A 24,149-nucleotide genomic window follows, 5' to 3' on the forward strand; every position below is an offset into this window, starting at 1 on the left:
GCACCATTACGTGATGGCAAGATGCGTTATGGATAACGCGCCCCTTGTCGCCGGAAGCCGCATATCGTGCCTGCTGACCTGAATCTTCTGCCCTCCTTCCTGACCCGCCTGTTCAGTGGAAAGCATTTTCCCACCATCCGCGCGCCCGGCTACGCGCGGATGAGCGGGCTGAAATGGCTTTACGCCCCCACGCCTGAAGCCCTGGCCTTTGCCGTGCGGACCACGGTTGCGGCACTGATGGCACTGACCATCGCCATGTGGATGGAACTGGACGACCCGCCATGGGCGGCCATGACCGTGTGGATCGTGGCACAGGGTTCACGCGGGGAAAGCCTGTCCAAGGCGCGGTGGCGGCTGGTGGGCACGGCGGTGGGGGCGATCAGCGCCGTCATCCTGGTCTGCTCCTTCCCGCAGGCGCCGTGGCTGTTCTTCCCGGCCATCAGCCTGTGGATCGGGCTGTGCTGCATGTGCGCAACCCTGGTGCGCAACTTCCGGTCCTATGCGCTGGTGCTGTCGGGCTATACCTGCGCCATCATCGCGCTGGCCGCCACGCGCGACCCGGACAACATCTTCATGATCACCATGTCGCGCACGACCTATATCGTGCTGGGCATCACCTGCGAGACGCTGGTGGCGGTGCTGTTCGCGCATAATCTGGCCGCAAGCGCCCGGCGCAACATGCGCCAGAAGATCCAGATGGCCCTGAGCAGCGCCACCGACGCCGTGGCCAACCTGCTGGCGGGGGATGAAGCGGCCTTCATCCGCTCGCGCGCGCTGTTCGGCACGATCCTGACCATCAATGACCAGATCGAGTTCAGTGAAGTCGAGATGGGTCCCCACGGGCATGAGGGCGACCACGCGCGCGCAGCCCTTGCGGCCGTGTCCGTCCTGCTGTCACGCGGGCTGGGCATGATGGCGCGCATCAAGGCGCTGGAAACCAGCAACGAACAGTTTACCGAGACCTCGCTGCTGACCCGCACCTTCCTGCTGGGCGTATCCACCCGGCTGGAGAACGATGCCGAGATCCCGCATATCCAGCAGGACCTGCAGGACCTGCGCGGCGTGTGCCGCCAGCGTATCATCGACGCGCTGACGCAGGAAATCAGCAGTGGCGCCACCACGGAAACGGCCGAGGTGGACGACCTGCTCAACTGCCGCATCCTGCATAACGCGCTGGATGAACTGCTGGGCGAACTGGAACAGGCGATCCAGGAATTCGACGCCAGCCAGCACGAGATCCGGGGCGACCACTTCCATTTCCGCATCGAAGCGCATCGTGACTTCAAGGAAGCGGCCTATAACGGCATCCGCGCCGCCGTGGCCATCGGCACCTCGGCCCTGATATGGGAGGTCACGGCCTGGGCCAACGGCATCGGCTTCATCACCATGGTCGCGGTCACATGCGGGCTGTTCGCCACGCGTGAGAATCCGGTGGTGGGCACCATGAGCTTCCTGCGCGGGGCATGCTGGTCGGTACTGGTGTCGGGCTTCCTGGTACTGCTGTTCCTGCCGCGACCGGCGGAATTCGAAATGCTTGCAGCCGTCCTTGCCCTGCCCATGATCGCGGGCGGCCTTGCCGCGCGCAATCCGGCAACGGCGGGGGCGGCGGCGTCCTATTCCCTGTTCCTGCCCAATCTGGTGGGGCCGGGCAACCAGAGCCGCCTGAACGAGATCGCGTATTTCAACGCCTCCTTCGCGCTCCTGTGCAGCATCGGCTTCGCGGTGCTGATCTTCCGCGCGGTGCTGCCGTTTGACAATGACGAGGAACGCTGGCGCATGCGCAACCGCACGCTGCATGACCTGCGCCACCTGGCTTCCGCCCAGCCCATGCCGCGCACCCAGTCGTGGATCGGGCGCAATACCGACCGTTTCTCGCGCCTGATCCGCCATGCCGGTCCCACGCCCACGCCCACCATCGAGGCCTATCTGCAGGGCACGCTTTCGGCCATGACCATCGGGCTGAACATCATCCGCCTGCGCGTGGTGCTGGAACGCGGGCAGCTACCCCCCGCCGCCCACCGCGCCATCGAGCTGTTCCTGACCCGCATGTCGCAGTTCAGCGGCCGCTACGGCCGCTTTGGCCGCACGGCGCGGGTGGCGCGCGGGGCCACCCGCAGCCTGCGCAGGCTGGAAGCGGCGGAAGCCAACATCACCTCGCGCATCGAGATGACGCGCGCCATTGCCTATCTGCTGGTCATTTCCTATGAACTGGGGGCCAACGCAGCCTTCCTTGATGCCTCCCAGCCCTATCGTGCAAGCGACGTGTCATGAACGTGGCCTGACACGCGGCGGACCCGGAAACGGAGCCAGACATGACCCCTTCCCCCCTTCCCGCCGATGCCGCCCTGCGCGGCCATGTCATTACCTTTTGCGGCAATCCCTTCCTCATGCCGCCCGATGCGGCGCTGGTTGATGAACCAGATGGTCTGGTCATCATAAAGGCGGGGCGCATCACCCATGTCGGCCCGTATGACCGGACGGTGGCCCACCTGCCGCCGGATCTGGCGGTGACGGATTACCGCGGCTGCCTGATCTCGGCAGGGTTTGTGGATACCCATGTCCATTACCCGCAGCTGCCCATGATCGCAGCTTACGGCGAACAGCTGCTGGAATGGCTGGAACGCTACACCTTCCCTACCGAACGCCGCTTTGCCGATGAAGCCTATGCCGCCACCATCGCCCGGCAGTTCCTGTCCACGCTGCTGCGCTGCGGCACCACTACGGCTGCGGTGTACTGCACCGTCCACCCGCAATCGGTCGATGCGTTCTTCAGCGAATCCACCCGCCTTGGCACGCTGATGGTCGCGGGCAAGGTGCTGATGGACCGCAACGCCCCCGATTACCTGCGCGACACGGCCCAGCAGGGTTACGATGAGTCGCTGGCGCTGATCGAACGCTGGCATGGAAAAAACCGCCAGCATTACGCCGTCACCCCACGCTTCGCCCCCACCAGCACCCCCGCGCAGCTTGAAGCGGCGGGCAGCCTGCTGGCGCGTGACGCGACGCTGTTCATGCAGACCCATCTGGCCGAAAACCGGGCGGAAGTGGCCTGGGTGGCCGAACTGTTCCCCGACAGCCGCTCCTATCTGGATGTCTATGACCGCGCGGGACTGGTGCGCCCGCGCAGCGTGATGGGACACGCCATCCATATTGATGAACACGACATGCGGCGCTGCCACGCCACCGGCTGCGCGCTGGCGCACTGTCCCACCTCGAACCTGTTCCTGGGCAGTGGCGCGTTCCGGCTGTTCGACGCCCTGGCCCCCGCGCGGCCGGTGCGCACGGGCCTGGGCACGGATGTGGGGGCCGGCACCAGCCTGTCGCACCTGCAGTCCATGAACGAAGCCTACAAGATCGCACAGATGACCGGCCACACGCTGCACCCCGTACAGGCTTTCTGGCTGGCCACGGCAGGCGGCGCGCACGCCCTGCACCTGGATGGACAGATCGGCACGGTGGCCCCCGGCATGGATGCGGACCTGTGCATCCTGGACCCTGCGGCCACGCCCCTGCAGGCGCTGCGTACGCAGATGTGCGACAGCACGGCGGACCTGATGTTCACACTCATGATGCTGGGCGATGACCGCAGCATCCGCGCCACCTATGTGGGCGGGCGCCTGGCACATGACCGCGACAGGGCCGGGGCGTAAGGCGGAAACCATACGCCATGCCGTGACCACCCGGGCAATCATGTCCAGCGCATGATTGCGACGGCAGGCTAATGACCTGAATTGGGGAAATACACACGCGGTGCAGTGGCGGAGAGGGTGGGATTCGAACCCACGGTACGCTTGCACGCACAACGGTTTTCGAGACCGCCCCGTTCGACCGCTCCGGCACCTCTCCATCTGCACGCGGTGATGCAGCGGCTTATAGGGGCGTGCGCGGACGGGCGCAAGGGGTCTTTTTGCCGCTGGCCGCACCCCATAAAAAACATTGACCTGCGCCCCCCCAGCCAGTAAAAGCCCGCACTCACCCCGCGCGGACGGGGCGCCGCTGCAATTGCGGCCAATATAAAAAAGCGACTGGGCCGTGTCGCCTGCACCACCCACGGTGCCGCACACGCCAAGAGATCGGAAAGACAGATAGAGACATGTTTGCAGTTATCCGTACCGGCGGTAAGCAGTACCGCGTTGCCAAGGACGCCGTCCTGAAGATTGAAAAGCTGGAAGGCGAAGCCGGCGCCACGATCACCTTCGACCAGGTCCTGGCCGTTGGCGGCGAAGGCGGCACGACCATCGGCGCCCCCACCGTAAAGGGTGCCACCGTCACGGCCACCGTCATCGCGCAGGACCGTCTGGCGAAGGTCATCATCTTCAAGAAGCGCCGCCGGCAGAACAGCCGCCGCAAGAATGGCCACCGCCAGCCGGTGACCGTGGTGCGCATCTCCGCGATCAACGCCGCCTGATCCCCGCCCGGCCACAGGCCGGGCAGGTTCGATCAGAGATTTCAGTTTTAAGGAGTTCAGGCAATGGCACAAAAAAAGGCAGGCGGTTCGTCCCGTAACGGGCGCGATAGCGCCGGGCGCCGTCTTGGCGTCAAGAAGTTTGGTGGCGAAAGCGTCATCGCAGGCAACATCATCGTCCGCCAGCGCGGCACGAAGATGAAGCCCGGTGTGAACGTTGGCGTTGGCCGCGACCACACCCTGTTTTCGCTGGTGGACGGACATGTGAAGTTCGAACGCCGTGCGGAAGGCCGGGTGCATGTATCCGTGCAGGCCCTGCCGCTGGCAGCGGAATAAGGCCCAACGCCTTCAACACTGCGGGATTACCCTATATTCAGGGGGGGCGGTCATTCTGGCCGCCCCCTTTTTCGTATGATGCCGGGGCGTATTCTCTGGTATCATGCACGCACACAGGGCGCGCTTGTGCCGCACCCCCCACCGGATCGCAGGCAATGAAGTTTCTTGACCAGGCCAAAATCTATGTAAAATCAGGCGATGGGGGTGACGGGGTCGTTGCCTTCCGGCGTGAGAAATATATCGAATTTGGCGGTCCGGACGGGGGCAATGGCGGCCGGGGCGGCGATATCGTGTTCGAGGCGGTCGATAACCTCAATACCCTGATCGATTTCCGCTATACCCAGCATTTCCGCGCGCGCAAGGGCGGCAATGGCGCGGGGTCCGACCGCACGGGTGCCGCGGCCCAGACGGTTGTGATCAAGGTGCCCATCGGCACCCAGATCTTCGATGAAGACCGCGAGACCATGCTGGGCGACCTGGACGTGGCGGGCAAGCGCCTGCTGCTGTGCCGGGGCGGTGATGGCGGGCGCGGCAACGCGCATTTCAAGACCAGCACCAACCGCGCCCCACGCCGGGCGGACAAGGGCTGGCCGGGGGAGGAACGCTGGGTCTGGCTGCGGCTCAAGCTGATTGCCGATGTCGGGCTGGTCGGCCTGCCCAACGCGGGCAAGTCCACCTTCCTGTCCACCGTATCGGCGGCACGGCCCAAGATCGCGGATTACCCGTTTACCACGCTGCACCCGCAGCTTGGCGTGGTCAGGCTGTCGGTTACGGAAGAATTCGTGATTGCCGACATTCCCGGCCTGATCGAAGGCGCGCATGAGGGCAGCGGGCTGGGCGACCGTTTTCTGGGCCATGTCGAACGCTGCGCGGTACTGCTGCACCTGATTGATGGCACGGCAGAGGTAGAGGAGGTGGTGGGCGCATGGCGCACCATCCGCCATGAACTGTCGGAATATGGCGGCGGACTGGCGGACAAGCCCGAAATCATCGTGCTGAACAAGATCGACGCCCTGCTGCCCGAGGAAATTGACGAACGCCGCACCGCCCTGGAACAGGCCAGCGGGCAGGATGTCATGACCATGTCCTCCGTCGCCCACATGAATGTGGATGCGGTCCTGCGCCGGTTGCAGGATTTCGTCACCCGCGACCGTGCCGAACGCGCGCAGGCCGCAGAGGCGGAGACCCCCGCGACATGACCGTCCCCCTGCCCCACCTGCGCACGGCCCGGCGGGTTGTCGTGAAGATTGGCAGCGCCCTGATCGTGGACCCCGAGCAGGCCGCGCCCCGGCAGGCCTGGCTGGACAGCGTGGCGCAGGACATAGCCGACCTGCGCGCGCAGGGAACGGAAGTGGTTGTGGTCTCATCCGGTGCAATTGCCCTGGCCCGCCACCAGCTGGGGCTGACGCGCCGCGTGCTGCGGCTGGAGGAAAAGCAGGCCGCCGCCTCCGTCGGCCAGATCCGGCTGGCGCAGGCCTGGACCGATGCGCTGTCCGGCCTGGGCCTGACGGCCGCCCAGCTTCTGCTCACCCCCGATGATACAGAAAACCGCAACCGCTACCTCAACGCCCGCGCCTCGCTCAACACGCTGCTGGCACTGGGCTGCGTTCCCATCATCAACGAGAACGACGCCATCGCCACGACCGAGATCCGCTTTGGCGACAACGACCGCCTGGCGGCCCGGGTGGCGGAAATGATCAATGCGGACCAGCTTGTGCTGCTGTCCGACATTGACGGGCTTTATACGGCCGACCCGCGCAGCAACCCCGATGCGCGGCACCTGCCGGTCGTAGCCGCCCTGACCGACAGTATCGAGGCCATGGGCGGCGCGCCGCCACCGGGCTATTCATCGGGCGGCATGCGCACGAAGCTCATGGCGGCCCGCATCGCAACCCAGGCGGGCTGCGCCATGGTGATCGCACGCGGCCAGGACCTGCACCCGCTTGGCCGCCTGCGCGATGGCGCGCGCTGCACCTGGTTCCTGCCCACGACCGATGCCCGTTCGGCACGCAAGAACTGGATCGCGGGCAGCCTGACGCCGTCAGGCCACATGGTGATTGATGACGGCGCGCTTGTGGCGCTGATGCAGGGGTCTTCCCTGCTGCCCGCGGGCGTGAGTGATGTCGCGGGGGATTTTGACCGGGGCGACCTGATTGCGGTGCTGGACCGCCATGGCCGCCGGGTGGCCTGCGGGCTGGCGGCCTATGCGGCGGAGGATGCGCGCCGGATCGCGGGGTGCCGGTCGGATGAAATCGAGTCCCGCCTGGGCTGGCAGGGCACGGATGAGGTGATTCACCGCGATGACCTGGTGCTGTTCACCCGCGCGGAATCCGCTACCGACTGAACCACTGCACTCAAGACAATAAAAGTTTCCGGGGCCGCCTTTTTCCAAAAAGGCGGCGTCCTTCCACGCTTTACGAAACCAGCTTTTCACGCATCCGGGCGGGGCGGCCAGCGCAGGGTCGGTTCCGCCCGCTGCCCGCGTTCAGGCGGCCAGACGGACGCGCGCAGCGGGCGGTGACCCGTGGGTTCTGGGGCCGCGCGCGACGCGCCACGGCTCCATTCCGACAGGCTGGGGGCTTCGTCTTCCCGCCCGGGGCGGGGCGCGGGGGCGGCAGCCGGGCGGATACCGGCGCGCGGCGGCCATTCATCGCCATCCTCACGCACCCGCACGGGGGGCGGGTCGGGCTGCCGGGGCGGTGCCACGGGGGCGGACTGCGGCGCGCGGGTGGCGCGGCGTTCATAGGCGGGAATGTCATGCCCGTCCGCATCGGGATCGGGCACGGGACGCGCGGCCGGGCGGGATGCGGGTTCCGGCTCCCACACGGGCGCGGGTTCGGGCGGCCGGGCGGCGGGGGCCGGGTCGGGATTGGCGGATGGCGCGGGTGGCGTATTCAGCCCCATCGCCATGACCCGCAGTTCGGCCTGCAGGTCATCAAGCTGGATGGCAAGGCTGTCCAGCCGCCCCTTCACGCCAAAGACCGCAAAGGGCACGAACAGCCAGACCAGCGCGAACAGGATGCCCCCCACCAGCAGCACGGCCTGTGCCCATGGCGGCATCCATTGCGGAAAAAGGGACGACAGCATGTACCTATGCACCCTGAACTGAAGTTACCCGGCGGCACGGGCCGCTGCCACCCGCGCCATCAGGGCATGACAGGGCCGTACCGTTACATGCCCAGCGCGCGGCGATAGATGTCAAGCAGGGTTTCCTGCTCTTCCACTTCCGCGGGTTCCTGCTTGCGCAGGCGGATGATCTGGCGGATCACCTTGACATCGAAACCGGCGGACTTCGCCTCGGTGAAAATATCCTTGATGTCGCCGGCCAGCGCCTTGCGTTCTTCCTCAAGGCGTTCAACGCGCTCGATAATGCTGCGCAGGCGATCGGCTGCGATACCACCGACAGCGGCAGACGTATCGTCCGCCCCGAAATTGTCAGCATTCATGGCAGATGTCTCCAGATATCGTGATTGTCCCGTTAGGCGCCCATCAGCAACATGAAGGGAATGTCACTAGGCGATGGGGTGGAACGGCGGGATTATCGCGCCGCCGCCCGATGGTCAATGCCAACTTGACAGGCCGGAGAGCCGGGCCGTAATCGAAGCGGCAGCCGGTATGCAGCTTTTGCGGCATGCCCCATCCCCATGCGTGCCACCGGCAGTCATGGCACACCGATACAGGCAGGAGGCCACCTTCCATGGCACATCTTCCCCCCGTTGAGACCTTTGACTACATCGTTTTCGGCGGAACAGGTGACCTGACCATGCGCAAGCTGCTGCCTGCGCTCTACCACCGTTACCGTGACGGCCAGATCCCTGATGATTCCCGCATCATCGGCACGGCGCGCTCCGCCCTTTCACGCGCTGACTACCAGCAGCGCGCCACGGCGGCCCTGCATGAACATGTCAAGCCCGAGGCGCTGGATGACGCAACCGTCGCCCGCTTCGTGAACATGGTCCATTACGTCAGCCTGAACGGGGCGGAGGCGGACAGCGACTGGCCCACGCTCCAGACCCTGCTGGGCAGCGTGCCGCCGGGGCGCATCCGGGTCTACTACCTGGCCACCTCCCCTGCCCTGTATGGCCAGATCTGCGAGAACCTGAGCCGCGAGGACCTGATCACGCCCCAGTCGCGCGTGGTGCTGGAAAAGCCGATCGGCACCGACCTTGCCAGCGCGGAAGCGATCAATGACAGCGTGGGCCGCCACTTCCCCGAAAACCAGATCTTCCGCATCGACCACTATCTGGGCAAGGAGACGGTGCAGAACCTGATCGCCCTGCGCTTCGCCAACCCGGTGTTCGAGCGGCTGTGGTCGTGCGATGCGATCGATTACGTACAGATCACGGCGGCCGAGACCGTGGGCGTGGAAAACCGCGGCCCCTATTACGACCGCTCCGGCGCGCTGCGCGACATGATCCAGAACCACCTGCTGCAGGTGCTCTGCCTTGTGGCCATGGACCCGCCCGTATCACTGGCGGCCGACAGCGTGCGTAATGAAAAGCTGAAGGTGCTGCACGCCCTCAAGCCGATCGAGGCGAATGACGTGGCCATCTATACCGCGCGCGGGCAGTACATGCGCGGCACCATTGGCGGGCGCACGGTCGGCAGCTACCTGGAGGACCTGGGCGAAGGTGTGACCAGCGAGACGGAAACCTTTGTCGCGCTGAAGGCCGAGATCCTGACATGGCGGTGGGGCACGGTGCCGTTCTACCTGCGTTCGGGCAAGCGCATGGCCGAGAAGTCAAGCGAGATCGTGATCCAGTTCCGTGGCGCGCCGTGGTCGATCTTCGCCAACCGGCCCGACGCCAACCGCCTGATCATCCGCATCCAGCCCGATGAGGGGATGATGCTCTCGGTCTCGACCAAGGACCCCACGCCAACCGACAGCCTGGCCCTGCGCAAGGCCGACATCAACATCGAGTTCGAGAAGGCGTTCAACATCCGCTACCCCGATGCCTACGAACGGCTGCTGCTGGACGTGGTGCGTGGTGACCCGATCCTGTTCATCCGCCGTGACGAGGTAGCCGCCGCGTGGCGCTGGATCGACCCGATCCTGCAGGGCTGGAAGGAAAACAAGGCCCCGCTGGAACCCTATGCCGCCGGCACATGGGGGCCGGAGGGGGCGCGCAACCTGCTCTCCCAGTCCGGGCACCTGTGGCATGAGGACATGAAGAACTAGCCCCATGGCCACATCATCCCCCACCCCGCCACCGCGCCTGACCCGCAGGCGCGGGCCGGTCACGCTGCGCCAGCGCATCGTGCGCCGGGTGCTCATGATCGTGCCGATGGCGGCCCTTGTTTTCGTGGTCGGCCGCATGGGCTGGCTGGACCAGGCGGCGGACAGGCTCACCTTCTCACGCACAAGCTGGTTCGATAACACCGCCCTGGTCGAACATTACCGCACCCTTGTCACCCATAACGGCATGACGGCCGTACCGGGCAACTGCCTGCTGTTCGTGCTCAACGGCAACGACCCGCCCGATGCCACGCATATCGACGTGATGGAAAAGCATTCCGGCACCTGCCCCGGTGACCGCAACACCCTGCCCAAGCTGTTCACGCTCCAGATCGACCGGATTGACCAGAAGGCGCTGACGGACTGGCAGAGCCCGGGCGTGTTCCACCCCCTGCCCCACTAGCCTTGCCGCGCGCCCGCAGCGCGGCGCGCAGCGCGCCAGCGCCATAATGGATGGCCTCCCGCCCGGCGGGCAGGACGGAATAGAAATTCAGGAACCCGTGCACGGTGCCCCGCCATGTGCGGGTCCGGGCCGGGCTGCCGGCCTGCTGCATGGCGGCGGCATAACCCGTGCCCTCGTCATGCAGCGGATCACACTGCGCAAGCCCGATGACCGCAGGCGCCAACCCCGCGAGCGAGGGGGCGCAGATGGGCGCAAGCCTTGGATCGGACAGGTCGGCGGGTGTGCGGATATACTGCTCCGCATACCATTCCATAAGCCGGGTCGAAAGCACGTAGCCATGGGCATAGGCCGCCCGCGAAGGCACGTCACGCTCCCCATAGAGGGAGGGATAATAAAGCAGCTGCATGGCCAGTTCCGGCCCGCCCCGGTCGCGCGCCATCTGCGCCAGCACGGCGGCCAGCGTGCCGCCCGCGCTGTCGCCCGCCACCGCAATCGGCCCGCCCCAGCGATGGGCCTCCCCCGCCAGCCACCGCAGGGCGGCCCAGCAGTCCTCCACCGCGACGGGAAAACGGTTTTCAGGCGCCAGGCTGTAGGCAATGGACAGCACCGCGGCACCCGACTGCCGCGCCAGCCTGCAGCATATGCCGTGATGCGAGTTCAGCCCGCAATGCACGTACCCGCCCCCGTGCATGAACAGCACCACCCCATGCACCCGGCCATAGGGCACGTATAACCGCGCGGGCAGCAGGCCCGCATGGCCCGGCACACGGCAGTCGATCACACGACGGACCTGCAGGGCCGACAGCCCCATGGGAAAACATGGGCGGTCAAGCTTGCGGCGCATGTCCTCCAGCGTATGCGGGGTTTCGTCATGGCGACGCGACGCCGCCCATTTCATGCCACCCAGCAGCAGGCGGGTCAGCAGGCCGGGGCGTGAGGGGGGCGTGGGCTGGGGCATGGGCACTCCGGCAGGAAAAAAGGGGCGCGCGGGCATGACCAGAACGCCGCCGTATCATTTATCGCTTGACGCTGCGCGCATGCACCGCCAGTTTCCGCATGCCAGACGGTCGGGCGGTCGCTGTCGGGTGGTTTGCGCCACGCGATGGAGGAAAGTCCGGGCTCCACGGAAAAACGGTGCCGGCTAACGGCCGGCGGGGGCGACCCCAGGGACAGTGCCACAGAAAACAGACCGCCCCCACGGCGGTGCCCGCAGCAATGCGGGTGGCGTTGGGGGCAAGGGTGAAACGGTGCGGTAAGAGCGCACCGCATGCATGGTAACATGGATGGCAGGGCAAACCCCACCGGGAGCAAGACCGAATAGGAACGGCGGATGGGCCGCAGGGTGCCATCAGGGGTTTTCCGCCCCGTCGTTCGGGTTGGTCGCGCAAGGTGTGCCGCAAGGCCCATCTCAGAGGAATGATCGCCCCGCCTTAGGGCGGACAGAACCCGGCTTACAGACCGTCTGGCATTTTTTCCTGTTTCCATCGCATCGGCCCGCCACAGGGCTACTCTACCCAGAGTTGTTTACAAGTATTAACAATAAAGAACAAACCATAAACACGGCACATTGCTGCCATATTGCATGCCAGTTGGGCTCTTTACCTGCCATGCGGCGTGTCTGTGCTGAAATAGCAGTAGTTTTCAGCCATCTTTCCTACATCTTTAATTGACCGCCCATGAAATCCCATGTTATCCCATGCGCATGCCGGATAAGGATGGCTGCGGCCCACGGGCGGTCCTCGCAGGCACGCAATCCACGGCTCCTGAAATTCATGCCAAGGGAGGGCATCGCGCAGCGTGAGTGTATTCCTGGGCACACACCTCAACCGGCTGGATGCAAAAGGACGGGTTTCCATCCCCTCCGCATTCCGCACGGCGCTGCGTGCCAGGGCCAAATCGGGCGAACCGCTGGCCATCCTGCGTCCGTCCCATCTGCATCCCTGCCTTGAGGCATGGCCCGCCGATGCCTTTGCCGCACTGACCCGCCCGCTGGATGAAATGGACATTTTTTCCGAAGACCATGACGACCTCGCCACCGCGCTCTACGCCGATGCCTACCCGTTCGAGGCGGACAGGGAAGGCCGCATCCTGCTGCCCGAATCCCTGCGCGGCCATGCCGGCCTGACCGATCAGGTCACGTTCATGGGGCTGGGCCGCACGTTCCAGATCTGGAACCCGCAGGCGGCGGAGGAACGCCGCACCGCCGCCCGCGCCCGCGCCCGCACCCTGACGGCGGGCCGCGGCGCCGTACGGACGGATACGCCATCATGAATGCGGCCTTCCCCCCCCATGACCCCGGACATGTGCCCGTGATGCTGGCCGAGGTGATGGACTACCTTGCCCCGCGCGACGGTGGCCGGTACGTCGATGGCACGTTTGGCGGCGGCGGCTATGCGCGCGCCATCCTGGCGTCATGCGCCTGCCAGCTCTGGGGGATCGACCGTGACCCCGCCGCCATCGCCCGCGGGCAGGCGCTCGCCCACACCTGTACGGCCCCCGATGGCACGCCCCGGCTGCACCTGCTCCATGGTGGCTTTGCCGACATGGCGGCCCTGCTGGCGGAAGCGGGCGTGGCGCGGGTGGACGGGATCGTACTGGACCTGGGGGTGTCGTCCTACCAGATCGACCAGGCGGAGCGCGGCTTCTCCTTCCGCATGGACGGGCCGCTGGACATGCGCATGGGGGATACCGGCCCCACGGCGGCCGATGTGGTCAACACCCTGCCCGAGGACGAACTGGCGGACATCATCTACCATTATGGGGAGGAACGGCTCTCGCGCCGGGTCGCGCGTGCCATCGTGGCCGCCCGCGCCGAAGCCCCGCTGCTGCGCACCACGCAGCTGGCCGATGTCGTGCGCTCGGTCGTCCGGCCCGACCGTTCGGGCATCGACCCGGCAACGCGCACGTTCCAGGGGCTGCGCATTCACGTCAATGACGAACTGGGCCAGATCCGGCGCGTGCTGGAAGAGGCCCCGCGCCTGCTGGCCCCGGGCGGGCGGCTGGTCGTCGTGTCGTTCCATTCGCTGGAGGACAGGCTGGTCAAGCAGGCCATGGCGCTTGCCGCGGGCCGCACCCCCGCCCCCTCCCGCCATGACCCCCGCGCCATGACACAGCGCGCGGGGCCAACAGGCTTCAGGCTCCTGACCGGACGCCCCATCCGGCCCGGAGAAGAAGAAACCCGCCGTAATCCGCGTGCACGCAGCGCAAGACTGCGCGCGCTGGAATGCATTGCCCCCCTCCCCCTGCCAGAATCGGACCCTGCCGGATGAGTCGGTTAGTCACCCTCTTCTTTGCCATGGTGGCAGCGGTGTCTGGCCTGTTTCTGTACGACAAGAAGCAGCAGACCACCGCGCTTGACCACCAGATTGCCCAGATCGTGGAACAGACGGAACATACCCGTTCCCAGACGGCCATGCTGCGCGCCGAATGGGCGATGCTGAACCAGCCCGACCGCCTGGGCACGCTTGCCAGCCGTTACGACAGGGGGCTGCAGCCGGTCACGCCCGCCCAGTTCGTGCAGATGTCCGCCCTGACCGATCACCTGCCCGCCGTGGGCAGCCCGTCCGTCCGGCCCGTCCCCGCGCCGCGCGCCACCATGGTGGCGACGCTGGCGGCTGACCATGTACAGGAAACGCCGCACGAGACCGCCGTGGCGCTGCCCGTACATGCGCCCCCCGCCGTGCCCCCGGCCCCGGCACCCGTCCAGGTGGCCCGCGCGCCGGTCCCCGCTCCTGCCCCCCGCCATGCCGAACCGCAGCCCGTGGCGCATGACGCGCCGGCCCGCGCGCTGGCGCAGAACGACATCCGCCCCGCCCCGCGCGTGGTGGAACACCCCCGCCCGCCCGAGCGCGTGGCGGCGGTGGACACGCCCCACGCCCCCAGCCTGCGTGACAGTCTTGTCCCCACCCCGCATGTGACCACCGCCAGCTACCATCCGCGTGCCGCGAACATAGCGGATGCGGCGTGGCACCCGGCGGCCCCGCGCCTGATGGGCGGCAGTTCGCTGGGCACGCCGCATGTGACCGCCCTGCCGCCCCCGGTGCCCGTCAGCAACTGATACCCACCCCTCGACCGGCTTGTCGGCCCGGAACATAAATGAACCTCTTCCCCCATGACCCAACCGCCCAGGGCGCGCAGGCTTCCCGGCCCGTAACGGGAGGCATGCGTGCCCGCCTGGCGCAGCAGCGCATGCATGCGCGGCTGCTGGTTGTGGCGGGGGTGTTCTGTATCCTGTTCCTGGCCATTGGCATCAAGCTTACGGTCGCCACCATCATCCGGCCCATGCCGCCCCAGCAGCAGCAGATCGCCCCGCAGGTCCCCCCCATTCCCAAAAGCGACCCCAAGGGGATGATCGCGGGGGATGTGGCGCTGCCGCAGGTGCACCGGGCCTCGATCATCGACCGCACGGGGCAGGTGCTGGCCATGTCGCTGCCCGTGGCGCAGGTCTATGCCAACCCGCAGGAAATGATCGACGCGGCGGATGCGGCGCATAAGCTGAAGGGCGCGCTGCCCACGCTGGACGAAGCCGAGACCCGGCGGCGGCTGTCGCTCAACAAGCAGTTCGTGTACCTGGCGCGTGACATTTCCCCCGCACAGGAACTGGCGGTCAACAACCTGGGCATTCCCGGCATCTATTTCGAACCCGGTGAGCGCCGCCGCTACCCCATGGGCCGGGTTGCCGCGCAGATCCTGGGCGGGGTGGACATTGACGACCACGGCGTGGCGGGGGTCGAGCGCTTCTTTGACAGGCGGCTGGACGCGGACCGCACGCCGCTGCGCCTGTCGGTGGATGTGCGCGTGCAGAACGTGGTGCATGACGAGCTTCAGGCCGCCATGGACATGTTCCAGGCCATCGGCGCCTGCGCCATCGTGATGGACGTGCATACGGGCGAGATCATAACCATGGTCAGCCTGCCCGATTACGACGCCAACGATTTTGGCCGCGCCGCACCCGATGCCCGCTTCAACCGCGCCGTGACGGGCATGTACGAACCCGGCTCGACCTTCAAGCTCCAGACCACCGCCATGGCGCTGCAGGAAGGGGTGGCCCATATCTGGGACCGCTTTTCCAGCACGCCGATCAAGATCGGGCGCTTCACCATCTCGGACATGAAAAGTGACCATTTCGACCCGTGGCTGACCCTGCCCGAGGTGATGGCCTATTCCTCCAACCCCGCCGCCGCCCACATCGCCCTGGACGCGGGTGCCGCGCGCCAGCAGGACTGGCTGCGACGGATGGGCTTCTTCTCGCGCGTGCCGATCGAACTGCCCGAAGCCGGGCGGCCCATCATCCCCTCTGTCGCCAACTGGGGCGTGTCCACCACCATGACCGTGGCGTTCGGCCATGGCGTGGCCGAGCCGCCGCTTTCCATCGTGCGCGGCACGGCGGCCACGGCCAATGGCGGCTTCCTGCTCCGGCCCACGCTGGTGGCAGGCCAGGCCGCCAGCGCCGATGCCACCGATGGCGCGCCCGATGCCGGCCAGACCATCCCCCCCGATGCGGAGCGGCTGATTTCGGCCGCCAATTCCGACATCCTGCGCAAGATCCTGCGGCTGGACGTGGCCAAGGGCACGGGACAGAAGGCGGAATCACCGGGCTATTATGTAGGGGGCAAGACCGGCACGGCGGAAAAGATCGGCCCGCATGGCGGCTATCTCAAGCATGTCAACGTCTCGGCCTTTACCGGTATCTTCCCCATGAACGCGCCGCGCTATGCCATCTATGTCATGCTGGACAGCCCCAAGCCCACCGCCCAGACCCACGGCTGGACCACGGCGGGATGGAACGCGGCCCCCACGGCATCGCACATGATCACGCGCATCGCGCCCATGCTGGGGCTGTTCCCCGATACGCAGCATGAGACCGCCATCGAGGCCGCGCTGGCCATTCCCATGAAGCCCGCCGTGCCACGCGGCTACCGCGCGCTGGGGCCGGGCAATGACCCCGGCACCGCCCGCCTGCATGAACATGAGCGCGAAACCGAGGCCACAGCCCACCCGCGCGGCCACGCCGCCCGCAGCCATGACGCGGCACAGGCGGCCCAGCTTGCGGGCCATACGGAACATGCCGCCAACGACCTGCCCGGCCCGCCCGGCCACCGCGTGCATGACAGGGGTTGAAACGGATGCTGCTGCCTGAACTCCTCCGTCGCGCGGGCCTGGACATCGCGCTGCCCGCAACCGCGCGCGCGTGTGACATCCACGGCATTACGGCCGACAGCCGCCAGGCGGGGCCGGGCATGATCTTCGCCGCCCTGCGCGGCACGCACCGGGACGGGCGCGCCTATATCCCGCAGGCCCACGCGCAGGGGGCGGCGGCCGTGCTGCTGGAGGCCGACCCGGGCTTTACCCCGCCACCGGACGCGACGTACCTTGTGGCGGTGGATGCGCGCGCGGCCCTTGCCCGCATCGCGCGCGCGCTGACACCCCGCGTGCCCGCGCATATCGCCGCCATCACCGGCACCAACGGCAAGACCAGCACGGCGGAATTCCTGCGCCAGATCTGGACAGTGCAGGCGCTGCCCGCGGGCACCATCGGCACGCTGGGGGCCGTGGCTCCCTGCCCCCTGCCCGATTGCGGCCCCGTGCTGACCACGCCGGACAGCGTGGGGCTTATGGCCCTGCTGGGCGCCATGGCGCAGGCGGGGGTGGAACATGTGGCGATCGAGGCATCCTCGCACGGGCTGGAACAGCGCAGGCTGGACGGTCTGGCCCCGTACGCGGCGGGTTTCAGCAACCTGACGCGCGACCACCTGGACTATCACGGCACGACGGAACACTACCGCGCGGCCAAGCTGCGCCTGTTCGACACGGTGCTGCCCGAAGGGGGGATTGCCGCCTTCAATGCCGACATGGACGACGCCACCTGCGCCGCCCTGCGCGCGATTGCCGCCCGGCGCGGTCTGGTGTTGCGCACCACCGGCCTGCGGGGCGGGGCCCTGCGGCTGCTGGATGCGCGGCCCACGCCCGCAGGCCAGGTCCTGCATGTCATGACCCCGGCGGGCGCGCGGGAAATGGAAGTGCCGCTGGTCGGCCGTTTCCAGGTGGACAACATGCTGCTGGCCTGCGCCATGGCGGGCCGCGATGAAGGGGCGGCCGACCACGCCGTCAGCCTGCTGCCCCGCCTGCATGGCGTGCGCGGGCGGATGGAACGGGCGGCGGTGCTGGACAGCGGGGCCGCCGCCTATGTCGATTACGCCCACACGCCCGATGCCATCGAACGCCTGCTGTGCTCCCTGCGCCCCCACACGCCGGGCCGGCTTGTGATCGTGATGGGCGCGGGCGGGGACCGCGACCGGGGCAAGCGCCCGGTCATGGGCGAGATCGCGACCCGCCTGGCCGACCGGGTGATCGTGACCGATGACAACCCGCGCACGGAACAGCCCGCCGCCATCCGCGCCGCCATCATGGCCGCCGCCCCCGGTGCGGTCGAGATTGATGACCGGCGGCAGGCCATCGCGGCGGGGCTGGGACTGCTGGGCCCGGGCGACGTGATGGTGGTGGCGGGCAAGGGCCACGAACAGGGCCAGACGATCGGCCACGACGTGCTGCCATTTGATGATGCCACGGTAATCCGTGACCTGTTGGGGACCGAATGACACTGTTATGGAACCGCGCGGACCTGCTGGCCGCCACATCGGGGCATTTCGCAGCCGCCTCCGGCGCCGATATTGCCGGCACCGGCGTCTCGATCGATACGCGCACGCTACATCCGGGCGACATCTTCATCGCGCTGCGGGGCGAAAACAGCAACGGGCATGACCATGTGGCCCGCGCACTGGAAGCCGGAGCCGCCTGCGTGGTGGCGCATGAGGACTGTGGCACGGACCCGCGCATCCTGCGGGTGGACGACACGCTGGCCGCCATGCAGGCCATGGCGCGTTACGCCCGCGCGCGCTTTGGGGGCCGCATGCTGGCCGTGACCGGCAGCGTGGGCAAGACATCGGTCAAGGACATGCTGCACGCGGCACTGGCCGCCTGCGGCCCCACGCATTGCGCCGTGGCATCCTACAACAACCACTGGGGCGTGCCGCTTACGCTGGCGCGCCTGCCCGCGGGTGCGGCCTACTGCGTGTGCGAGATCGGGATGAACCACGCAGGCGAGATCGCGCCGCTGGCCGCCATGGTGCGGCCCGACGTGGCGGTGGTGACCACGGTTGCCTCCTCCCATCTCGGGCTTATGGGCAGCGTGGAGGCCATAGCGCGCGAGAAGGCCGAGATCCTGCTGGCCCTGCACAGGGGCGGCATCGGCATCATCCCCGATGGGGTGAGTGGCCAGGCGCATTTTGAGCGCAATGCGGCCCGGGTCGGCGCGGCATTGTGGCGGGCGGGCACGGGTGAAGGCTGCGCCATCGTGCCCGGTCCCGTACGGGCCACCGCAACAGGCAGCGATTTCAGCCTGCGCCTGCCCGGCTGGGCGGGGGAGGCGCATGTCAGCGCGCCGGGCCGGCACATGGCCGCCAACGCCATGCTGGCACTGGGGGCGGCGTGTGCGGCCGGGGCGGACATGGCGCGCGCGGTGGCGGGGCTGGCCACCTTCCGCCCCGGTGCCGGGCGTGGCGCCATGACAAAGGTGATGCAGGACAAGGTTGCCCTGCTGGATGAAAGCTACAATGCCTCCCCCGCATCCGTTCAGGCGGCGCTGGATCTTCTGGGCCTGGTGGCGCCGGGGCGGCGCGTTGCCGTTCTGGGTGACATGCTTGAACTGGGCGCGTTTGCGGGGCATGAGCATGTCTCCCTTCTCCCTGCCGTCCGCGCGAACGCGGATATCGTCTTCTGTTGCGGCCCGAATATGAAAACACTCTTCGATACCCTGCCTCCTTCCCTGCGGGGGGCATGGACCCCTGATTCCGGACAGCTTGCCCCCCTGGTGCGCGCGGCCCTGCGCGCGGGTGACACGGTCATGGTCAAGGGCAGCCTTGGCAGCCGCATGCGCCACGTCGTTGCCAGCCTGCAGGCCGATGATGCCCGGGTGGGACCGGCCTGATGCTGTATGACCTGTTCCAGCATCATGCCACGGCCCATACATCCGTGTTCAACCTGTTCCGCTACATCACCTTCCGCGCCGGGGCCGCGTGCCTGACCGCGCTGGTGATCAGCCTGTGCCTGGGCAACCCGCTGATCGCGCAGCTGCGCCGCATCCAGCGTGGCGGCCAGCCCATCCGCGCGCTGGGGCCGGAGCGCCACCTGATCGAAAAGGTGGGCACCCCCACCATGGGCGGCGTGCTGATCCTGCTGTCGCTGTTCGGCTCCACCCTTCTGTGGGCTGACCTGACCAACGGGTTCGTGTGGGCGGTGATGCTGGTCACGCTGGCCTTTGGCGCGGTGGGCTTTGCCGATGACTATCTCAAGCTCTCGCGCCGCAATACCGATGGCGTATCCAAGCGGATGCGGCTGGGGTGCGAGTTCGGGGCCTCGCTGCTTGGCGGGATCTGGCTGGAACACATGATGCCGCCGGAGCTTGCCAACCACCTTGCCTTCCCGTTCGTCAAGGACCTGCTGCTGCCGCTGGGCTACGCCTTCCCGCTATTCGCGATGATCACGATTACGGGATTCGGCAATGCCGTGAACTTTACCGACGGGCTGGACGGGCTGGCCATCGTGCCGGTCATTGTGGCGGCCCTTGTGTTTGCGCTGATTTCCTACCTGGTGGGCAACCACGTCTTTGCCGATTACCTGCAGCTGCATGCCGTGCCCGGCACGGGGGAACTCGGGGTGTTCTGCTCGGCGCTTGTGGGCGCGGGGCTTGGCTTCCTGTGGTTCAACGCGCCGCCCGCCGCCGTGTTCATGGGCGATACAGGATCACTGGCGCTGGGCGGCGCGCTGGGGGCGGTAGCGGTTGCGGTCAAGCATGAACTGGTGCTGTGCATCGTGGGCGGGCTGTTCGTGGTGGAGACACTGTCGGTCATCATCCAGGTGTTCTGGTACAAGCGCACCGGGCGGCGGGTCTTCCTGATGGCGCCGCTGCACCATCATTTCGAGAAAAAGGGCTGGGCGGAATCCAAGATCGTGATCCGGTTCTGGATCGTGTCCATCGTGCTGGGGCTGTGTGGTCTGGCCACGCTGAAACTGCGGTGAGCACGTCCTTCCCCCCCACCCTGTTCGCCGGCCACCATTACGGGGTGGCCGGGCTGGGCCGCAACGGCAACGCGGCCGTGGGCGCCCTGCTGGCCATGGGGGCCAGCGTGCAGGCATGGGATGACAATGCCGCCAGCCGTGATGCCCTGCCCACCCATGAGCGGCTGACGCTTGCCCCCTTCACCGGCATGGTCGGGCTTGCCGGTCTGGTCCTTTCGCCGGGCATTCCCCACATCCTGCCCAGCCCGCACCCGCTGGCGCGCATGGCGGTGGAGGCCGGGGTGCCGATCGTGTCGGATGCGGAACTGCTGTTCCGCGCCGTGCGGGCGGCGGGCAGCCGGGCACGGTTCGCGGGCATTACCGGCACCAATGGCAAGTCGACCACCACGGTCCTGCTGACCCATATGCTGGCCTGCTGCGGCATACCGGTGGCGGCGGGTGGCAACCTTGGCCCCGCCGCCCTTGCCCTGCCGCTCCTGCCCGATGACGGGGTGTACGTGCTGGAAATGTCGAGCTACATGCTCGAACGCCTGGAACAGCTGCATTTCAGTGCCGCCTGCCTGCTCAACCTGACACCCGACCACCTTGACCGCCATGGCGACATGGCGGGCTATACCGCAGCCAAGCTGCATGTATTCGACCACCAGCACGCGGGCGACCTGGCGGTGCTGGGCGCGACCCTGCCCGATTACGCACGCATCCACCGCGGGCTGGCCGCAACCCGCGTGCGCATTGCCTGCGTAAGCGGGGCGGATGTGGAACAGTGCGACTATTACTGCACGGACCATGCGCTGTGCGACCATAGCGGCGTGATCGCCGGCCTGGACGGTGCCACCGACCTGCCCGGCACCCATAACCGCGAGAACGCGGCCGCCGCAACGGCCATGGCGCTGCATCTGGGCATGCCGCGCGCGGCGGTGGAGGGCGCGCTTGCCACATTCAGCGCGCTGGACCACCGGCAGAAGCTGGTGGGCCGGATTGGCACCGTGCGCTTCATCAATGACAGCAAGGCCACCAATGCCGATGCGACCGCGCGCGCCCTGGCCTGCCACGACCGGCTGGTCTGGATTGCGGGCGGCACGGCCAAGGCGGGCGGGATAGAGGAACTGGCCCCCCTGTTCGGCCATGTGGCGCTGGCGCTGCTGATCGGGCGCGACGCCCCGGTTCTGGCGGCAACCCTGACCCGCCATGGCGTGCCCCATCGCATCGTCCACACGCTGGAACGCGCGGTGCCCGAAGCGCGGGAGGCTGCGCGGGCACTGGGGGTTGATGTGGTCATGCTCTCTCCCGCCTGCGCCAGTTTTGACCAGTTCAGCGGGTTTGAGGCACGCGGCGCGCATTTCGCGGCACTGGTGCGGGATCTGGACGGCACGGCGGGCGGACCCACGGGCGCATGAGCGGCCTGTCGCGCATAAACACCTCATGGGTGGCGAAGTGGTGGCGGAGCATCGACCGGGTCACGCTGATCTGCGTGGGCATCCTGATCGGGTTCGGCTATATCCTGATGCTGGCGGCCAGCCCCGCGGTGGCGGTGCGCATCGGTGCCTCGCGCGACATGTTCATCTTCAAGCAGGTCTGCTTCCTGGTCCTTGCGCTGTTTATCGTCATGGCTACGTCCCTGCTGTCCCTGCGCGGGGTGCGGCTTACGGCGTGGATCGGATTCGTGCTGGCGCTGGGGGCGACGTTCCTGACCCTTGTGCATGGCATCGAGATCAAGGGCGCGCGGCGATGGATCGCGCTGCCCATGATGTCGATCCAGCCGTCGGAATTCCTCAAGCCGTTCTTTGCCGTGATCACGGCCTGGCTCCTGACCCGGCGCGGGGTGAAAGCCTATTTTCCCGGCATGGCCATCTCCCTCGGGCTGTTCGGGCTTGTGCTGTTCCTGCTCAAGTCCCAGCCCGATATCGGCATGCTGAGCGTGATCACCACGGTGTTCCTGACCCAGCTCTTCCTGGACGGGATGAGCCTGTTCCTGGTGGGGGCCGGGGTGGCCGGCATGGCGGCGGCGTTCGTGGGGGCGTATATGGTCTTTCCGCACGTGCGTTCGCGCGTGGAACGCTTCCTGCACCCCGCCGTGGGGGACCATTACCAGATCGATACCGCGCTGCGCGCCTTTGGCAATGGCGGCCTGCTGGGCCGTGGCCCCGGCGAGGGGCGGGTGAAGGACCTGCTGCCCGACGCCCATGCCGACTTCGTGTTTGCCGTGGCGGGGGAGGAATTCGGCATGCTGGTGTGCCTGTTCATCATCGGTGTGTTCGCCACCATCGTCATCCGCACGCTGCTCAAGCTGCTGCATGAAAAGGACCCCTTCATCGCGGTGGCCACGGCGGGGCTGGTCACGGGGTTCGGGCTGCAGGCCTTCGTCAACATGGGTTCGACACTGCACCTTATCCCGACCAAGGGCATGACGCTGCCTTTCATTTCCTATGGTGGTTCCTCTGCCATGTCGGTTGCGCTTACAATCGGCATGGTGCTGGCCCTGACCCGCAACCGGGTGGGGGATGACCTGCTGTTCGGCTCCGCCTCCTCTCCACCACCATCGCAGAAAGTCCCGTCATGACCCGTCACTGCATTGCCGTCGCGGCCGGTGGTACCGGCGGCCACTTCTTTCCCGCCGAAGCCCTGGCCTGTGAACTGGTGCGCCGGGGGCATGACATCATCCTCATGACCGACCGGCGGGCCGGTACGCGCAGGACGGGCGTCTTTGCCGGGCGCCAGCAGTTTGTCCTGCCCGGCGCGGGCATTGCCGGGCGCGGGGTGGTGCGCGCCACGCGCGCCGCCCTGGCGCTGGCACGCGGCACGATGCAGGCACGGGGCATACTGGCGCGCCTGCGGCCCGCCGCCATCATCGGCTTCGGGGGGTATCCGTCCGTGCCGCCGCTGCTGGCGGGCAGCCTGCTGCCCAAAGGCCGGCGGCCCCTCCTGTTCCTGCATGAAGGCAATGCGGTACTGGGCAAGGCCAATGCCTTCCTGGCGGGCAGGATGGACGGGATCGCCACGTCCTTCCCCGTGGTGGCCGGCGTACCCGCGCGCGTGCCCGCCACCGAGACGGGCATGCCCGTGCGGCGCGACATCGCGGCACTGGGTGGGGAGGGCTATGTCCCCTCCAACGGAGTCATCAACCTGCTGGTCTGGGGCGGGTCGCTGGGCGCGCGCGTGTTCAGCGACGTGGTGCCCCCTGCCCTGGCCGCCCTGCCGCCCGCCCTGCGCGCGCGCGTGCAGGTGACCCAGCAGGCCCGCGCCGAGGATGTGGAGCGTGTCGGCACCGCCTACCGGGAAGCCGGCATTCCCGCCATCGTCGCCCCGTTCCTGAGCGATGTGCCCGAGCGGCTGCATGCGGCGCATCTGGTGATTGGCCGCGCCGGCGGGTCATCAGTGGCGGAACTGACGGTGGCGGGCCGCCCGTCGCTGCTGGTGCCGCTGCCCATTGCCGCACGTGACGAGCAGGGTGCGAACGCACAGGCGCTGGTCGATGCGGGGGCGGCATGGATGATCCGCCAGCCCCGGTTCACCGCCGCCACCCTGACAGAACGGCTGGTCAGCCTGCTGGCCGACCGCGACCTGCTGGCCCGCACGGCGCAGGCCGCCGCCCGCCTTGGCCGCCCCGATGCCGCCGCCCGTCTGGCCGACATGATCGAATCCCGCCTGCCTGACCTGCCCCACGCCGCCTGATCCCGCCTGCCCGAATACGG

Annotated in this window: 21 protein-coding genes, 1 tRNA gene and 1 other RNA gene; 19 read left to right on the forward strand and 4 right to left on the reverse strand. The window is 67.5% G+C overall.

The window, feature by feature from the left end; all coding sequences use genetic code 11:
- Positions 1-66 precede the first annotated feature (66 nt).
- Together CFR78_RS12845 and guaD are read left to right on the forward strand one after the other, a co-directional pair.
- Positions 67-2,271: an FUSC family protein gene (locus CFR78_RS12845; protein WP_007400199.1), complete on the forward strand. Its 2,205-nt coding sequence runs from the start codon at positions 67-69 to the stop codon at positions 2,269-2,271.
- 41 nt (positions 2,272-2,312) lie between these two features.
- Complete coding sequence (guaD, locus tag CFR78_RS12850) at positions 2,313-3,650, forward strand: guanine deaminase (RefSeq protein WP_034930794.1); 1,338 nt, start codon at positions 2,313-2,315, stop codon at positions 3,648-3,650.
- 106 nt (positions 3,651-3,756) lie between these two features.
- Here the strand turns inward: guaD and CFR78_RS12855 are convergent.
- Positions 3,757-3,846 (reverse strand) — tRNA-Ser (locus CFR78_RS12855).
- Positions 3,847-4,093: 247 nt separating this feature from the next.
- Between CFR78_RS12855 and rplU the strand changes: the two genes are divergently transcribed.
- From rplU to proB, 4 genes are all read left to right on the forward strand, one after another.
- Positions 4,094-4,408 (forward strand): 50S ribosomal protein L21, encoded by a 315-nt coding sequence (gene rplU, locus CFR78_RS12860; RefSeq protein WP_007400197.1) that lies wholly within the window; start codon positions 4,094-4,096, stop codon positions 4,406-4,408.
- Between the two features lie 63 nt (positions 4,409-4,471).
- Positions 4,472-4,741: a 50S ribosomal protein L27 gene (gene rpmA, locus CFR78_RS12865; RefSeq protein WP_007400196.1), complete on the forward strand. Its 270-nt coding sequence runs from the start codon at positions 4,472-4,474 to the stop codon at positions 4,739-4,741.
- A gap of 155 nt (positions 4,742-4,896) precedes the next feature.
- A complete protein-coding gene (gene obgE, locus CFR78_RS12870; RefSeq protein WP_007400195.1) occupies positions 4,897-5,940 on the forward strand; it encodes a GTPase ObgE in 1,044 nt (347 codons plus the stop codon).
- On the forward strand, positions 5,937-7,085 hold the full coding sequence (gene proB / locus CFR78_RS12875; protein WP_034930792.1) for a glutamate 5-kinase: 1,149 nt from the start codon (positions 5,937-5,939) through the stop codon (positions 7,083-7,085). The genes obgE and proB overlap by 4 nt, the downstream gene beginning before the upstream one ends.
- A gap of 86 nt (positions 7,086-7,171) precedes the next feature.
- On the opposite strand, the gene CFR78_RS12880 is transcribed toward proB, so the two are convergent.
- On the reverse strand, positions 7,172-7,828 hold the full coding sequence (locus tag CFR78_RS12880) for a hypothetical protein (protein WP_034930789.1): 657 nt from the start codon (positions 7,826-7,828) through the stop codon (positions 7,172-7,174).
- A gap of 83 nt (positions 7,829-7,911) precedes the next feature.
- A complete protein-coding gene (locus tag CFR78_RS12885; RefSeq protein ID WP_007400192.1) occupies positions 7,912-8,187 on the reverse strand; it encodes a DUF2312 domain-containing protein in 276 nt (91 codons plus the stop codon).
- Between the two features lie 251 nt (positions 8,188-8,438).
- Between CFR78_RS12885 and zwf the strand changes: the two genes are divergently transcribed.
- Positions 8,439-9,920, forward strand: a complete 1,482-nt coding sequence (gene zwf / locus CFR78_RS12890; RefSeq protein WP_110581249.1) for a glucose-6-phosphate dehydrogenase — start codon at positions 8,439-8,441, stop codon at positions 9,918-9,920.
- A gap of 4 nt (positions 9,921-9,924) precedes the next feature.
- Positions 9,925-10,380, forward strand: a complete 456-nt coding sequence (locus CFR78_RS12895; RefSeq protein WP_034930786.1) for a hypothetical protein — start codon at positions 9,925-9,927, stop codon at positions 10,378-10,380.
- Here the strand turns inward: CFR78_RS12895 and CFR78_RS12900 are convergent.
- Entirely contained in the window at positions 10,298-11,338 is a 1,041-nt protein-coding gene (locus tag CFR78_RS12900) for an alpha/beta hydrolase (RefSeq protein WP_034930826.1), read from the reverse strand. The two genes, CFR78_RS12895 and CFR78_RS12900, sit on opposite strands and share 83 nt — an antisense overlap.
- Before the next feature lie 101 nt (positions 11,339-11,439).
- On the opposite strand from CFR78_RS12900, the gene rnpB reads away from it, so the two are divergent.
- The 11 genes from rnpB to CFR78_RS12955 all read left to right on the forward strand — a co-directional run bounded on the left by rnpB (position 11,440) and on the right by CFR78_RS12955 (position 24,129).
- Positions 11,440-11,850: RNase P RNA component class A (gene rnpB, locus CFR78_RS12905), an RNA gene on the forward strand.
- A gap of 327 nt (positions 11,851-12,177) precedes the next feature.
- Entirely contained in the window at positions 12,178-12,651 is a 474-nt protein-coding gene (mraZ, locus tag CFR78_RS12910) for a division/cell wall cluster transcriptional repressor MraZ (RefSeq protein WP_007400187.1), read from the forward strand.
- On the forward strand, positions 12,648-13,649 hold the full coding sequence (gene rsmH / locus CFR78_RS12915; protein ID WP_034930783.1) for a 16S rRNA (cytosine(1402)-N(4))-methyltransferase RsmH: 1,002 nt from the start codon (positions 12,648-12,650) through the stop codon (positions 13,647-13,649). Before mraZ ends, rsmH begins: the two co-directional genes overlap by 4 nt.
- Entirely contained in the window at positions 13,646-14,437 is a 792-nt protein-coding gene (gene ftsL / locus CFR78_RS12920) for a cell division protein FtsL (protein ID WP_034930780.1), read from the forward strand. The genes rsmH and ftsL overlap by 4 nt, the downstream gene beginning before the upstream one ends.
- Before the next feature lie 38 nt (positions 14,438-14,475).
- A complete protein-coding gene (locus CFR78_RS12925) occupies positions 14,476-16,500 on the forward strand; it encodes a peptidoglycan D,D-transpeptidase FtsI family protein (protein ID WP_007400184.1) in 2,025 nt (674 codons plus the stop codon).
- A gap of 5 nt (positions 16,501-16,505) precedes the next feature.
- Entirely contained in the window at positions 16,506-17,978 is a 1,473-nt protein-coding gene (locus CFR78_RS12930; protein ID WP_034930779.1) for a UDP-N-acetylmuramoyl-L-alanyl-D-glutamate--2,6-diaminopimelate ligase, read from the forward strand.
- Positions 17,975-19,366 (forward strand): UDP-N-acetylmuramoyl-tripeptide--D-alanyl-D-alanine ligase, encoded by a 1,392-nt coding sequence (locus CFR78_RS12935; RefSeq protein WP_034930777.1) that lies wholly within the window; start codon positions 17,975-17,977, stop codon positions 19,364-19,366. The genes CFR78_RS12930 and CFR78_RS12935 overlap by 4 nt, the downstream gene beginning before the upstream one ends.
- Positions 19,366-20,457 carry a phospho-N-acetylmuramoyl-pentapeptide-transferase gene (mraY, locus tag CFR78_RS12940; protein ID WP_007400181.1) on the forward strand — a complete coding sequence of 364 codons (1,092 nt, stop codon included), beginning with the start codon at positions 19,366-19,368 and terminating at the stop codon, positions 20,455-20,457. Before CFR78_RS12935 ends, mraY begins: the two co-directional genes overlap by 1 nt.
- The gene (gene murD, locus CFR78_RS12945) at positions 20,454-21,854 is read left to right on the forward strand and encodes a UDP-N-acetylmuramoyl-L-alanine--D-glutamate ligase (RefSeq protein WP_034930775.1); all 1,401 of its coding nucleotides are present in this window, start codon (positions 20,454-20,456) and stop codon (positions 21,852-21,854) included. The genes mraY and murD overlap by 4 nt, the downstream gene beginning before the upstream one ends.
- Positions 21,851-23,017: an FtsW/RodA/SpoVE family cell cycle protein gene (locus CFR78_RS12950; RefSeq protein ID WP_034930772.1), complete on the forward strand. Its 1,167-nt coding sequence runs from the start codon at positions 21,851-21,853 to the stop codon at positions 23,015-23,017. Before murD ends, CFR78_RS12950 begins: the two co-directional genes overlap by 4 nt.
- Positions 23,014-24,129 (forward strand): UDP-N-acetylglucosamine--N-acetylmuramyl-(pentapeptide) pyrophosphoryl-undecaprenol N-acetylglucosamine transferase, encoded by a 1,116-nt coding sequence (locus CFR78_RS12955; protein ID WP_034930770.1) that lies wholly within the window; start codon positions 23,014-23,016, stop codon positions 24,127-24,129. The genes CFR78_RS12950 and CFR78_RS12955 overlap by 4 nt, the downstream gene beginning before the upstream one ends.
- The last annotated feature ends 20 nt before the right edge of the window (positions 24,130-24,149 follow it).

This window comes from Komagataeibacter rhaeticus (assembly GCF_003207855.1).
In the GTDB taxonomy this organism is placed as follows: Bacteria; Pseudomonadota; Alphaproteobacteria; order Acetobacterales; family Acetobacteraceae; genus Komagataeibacter; species Komagataeibacter rhaeticus.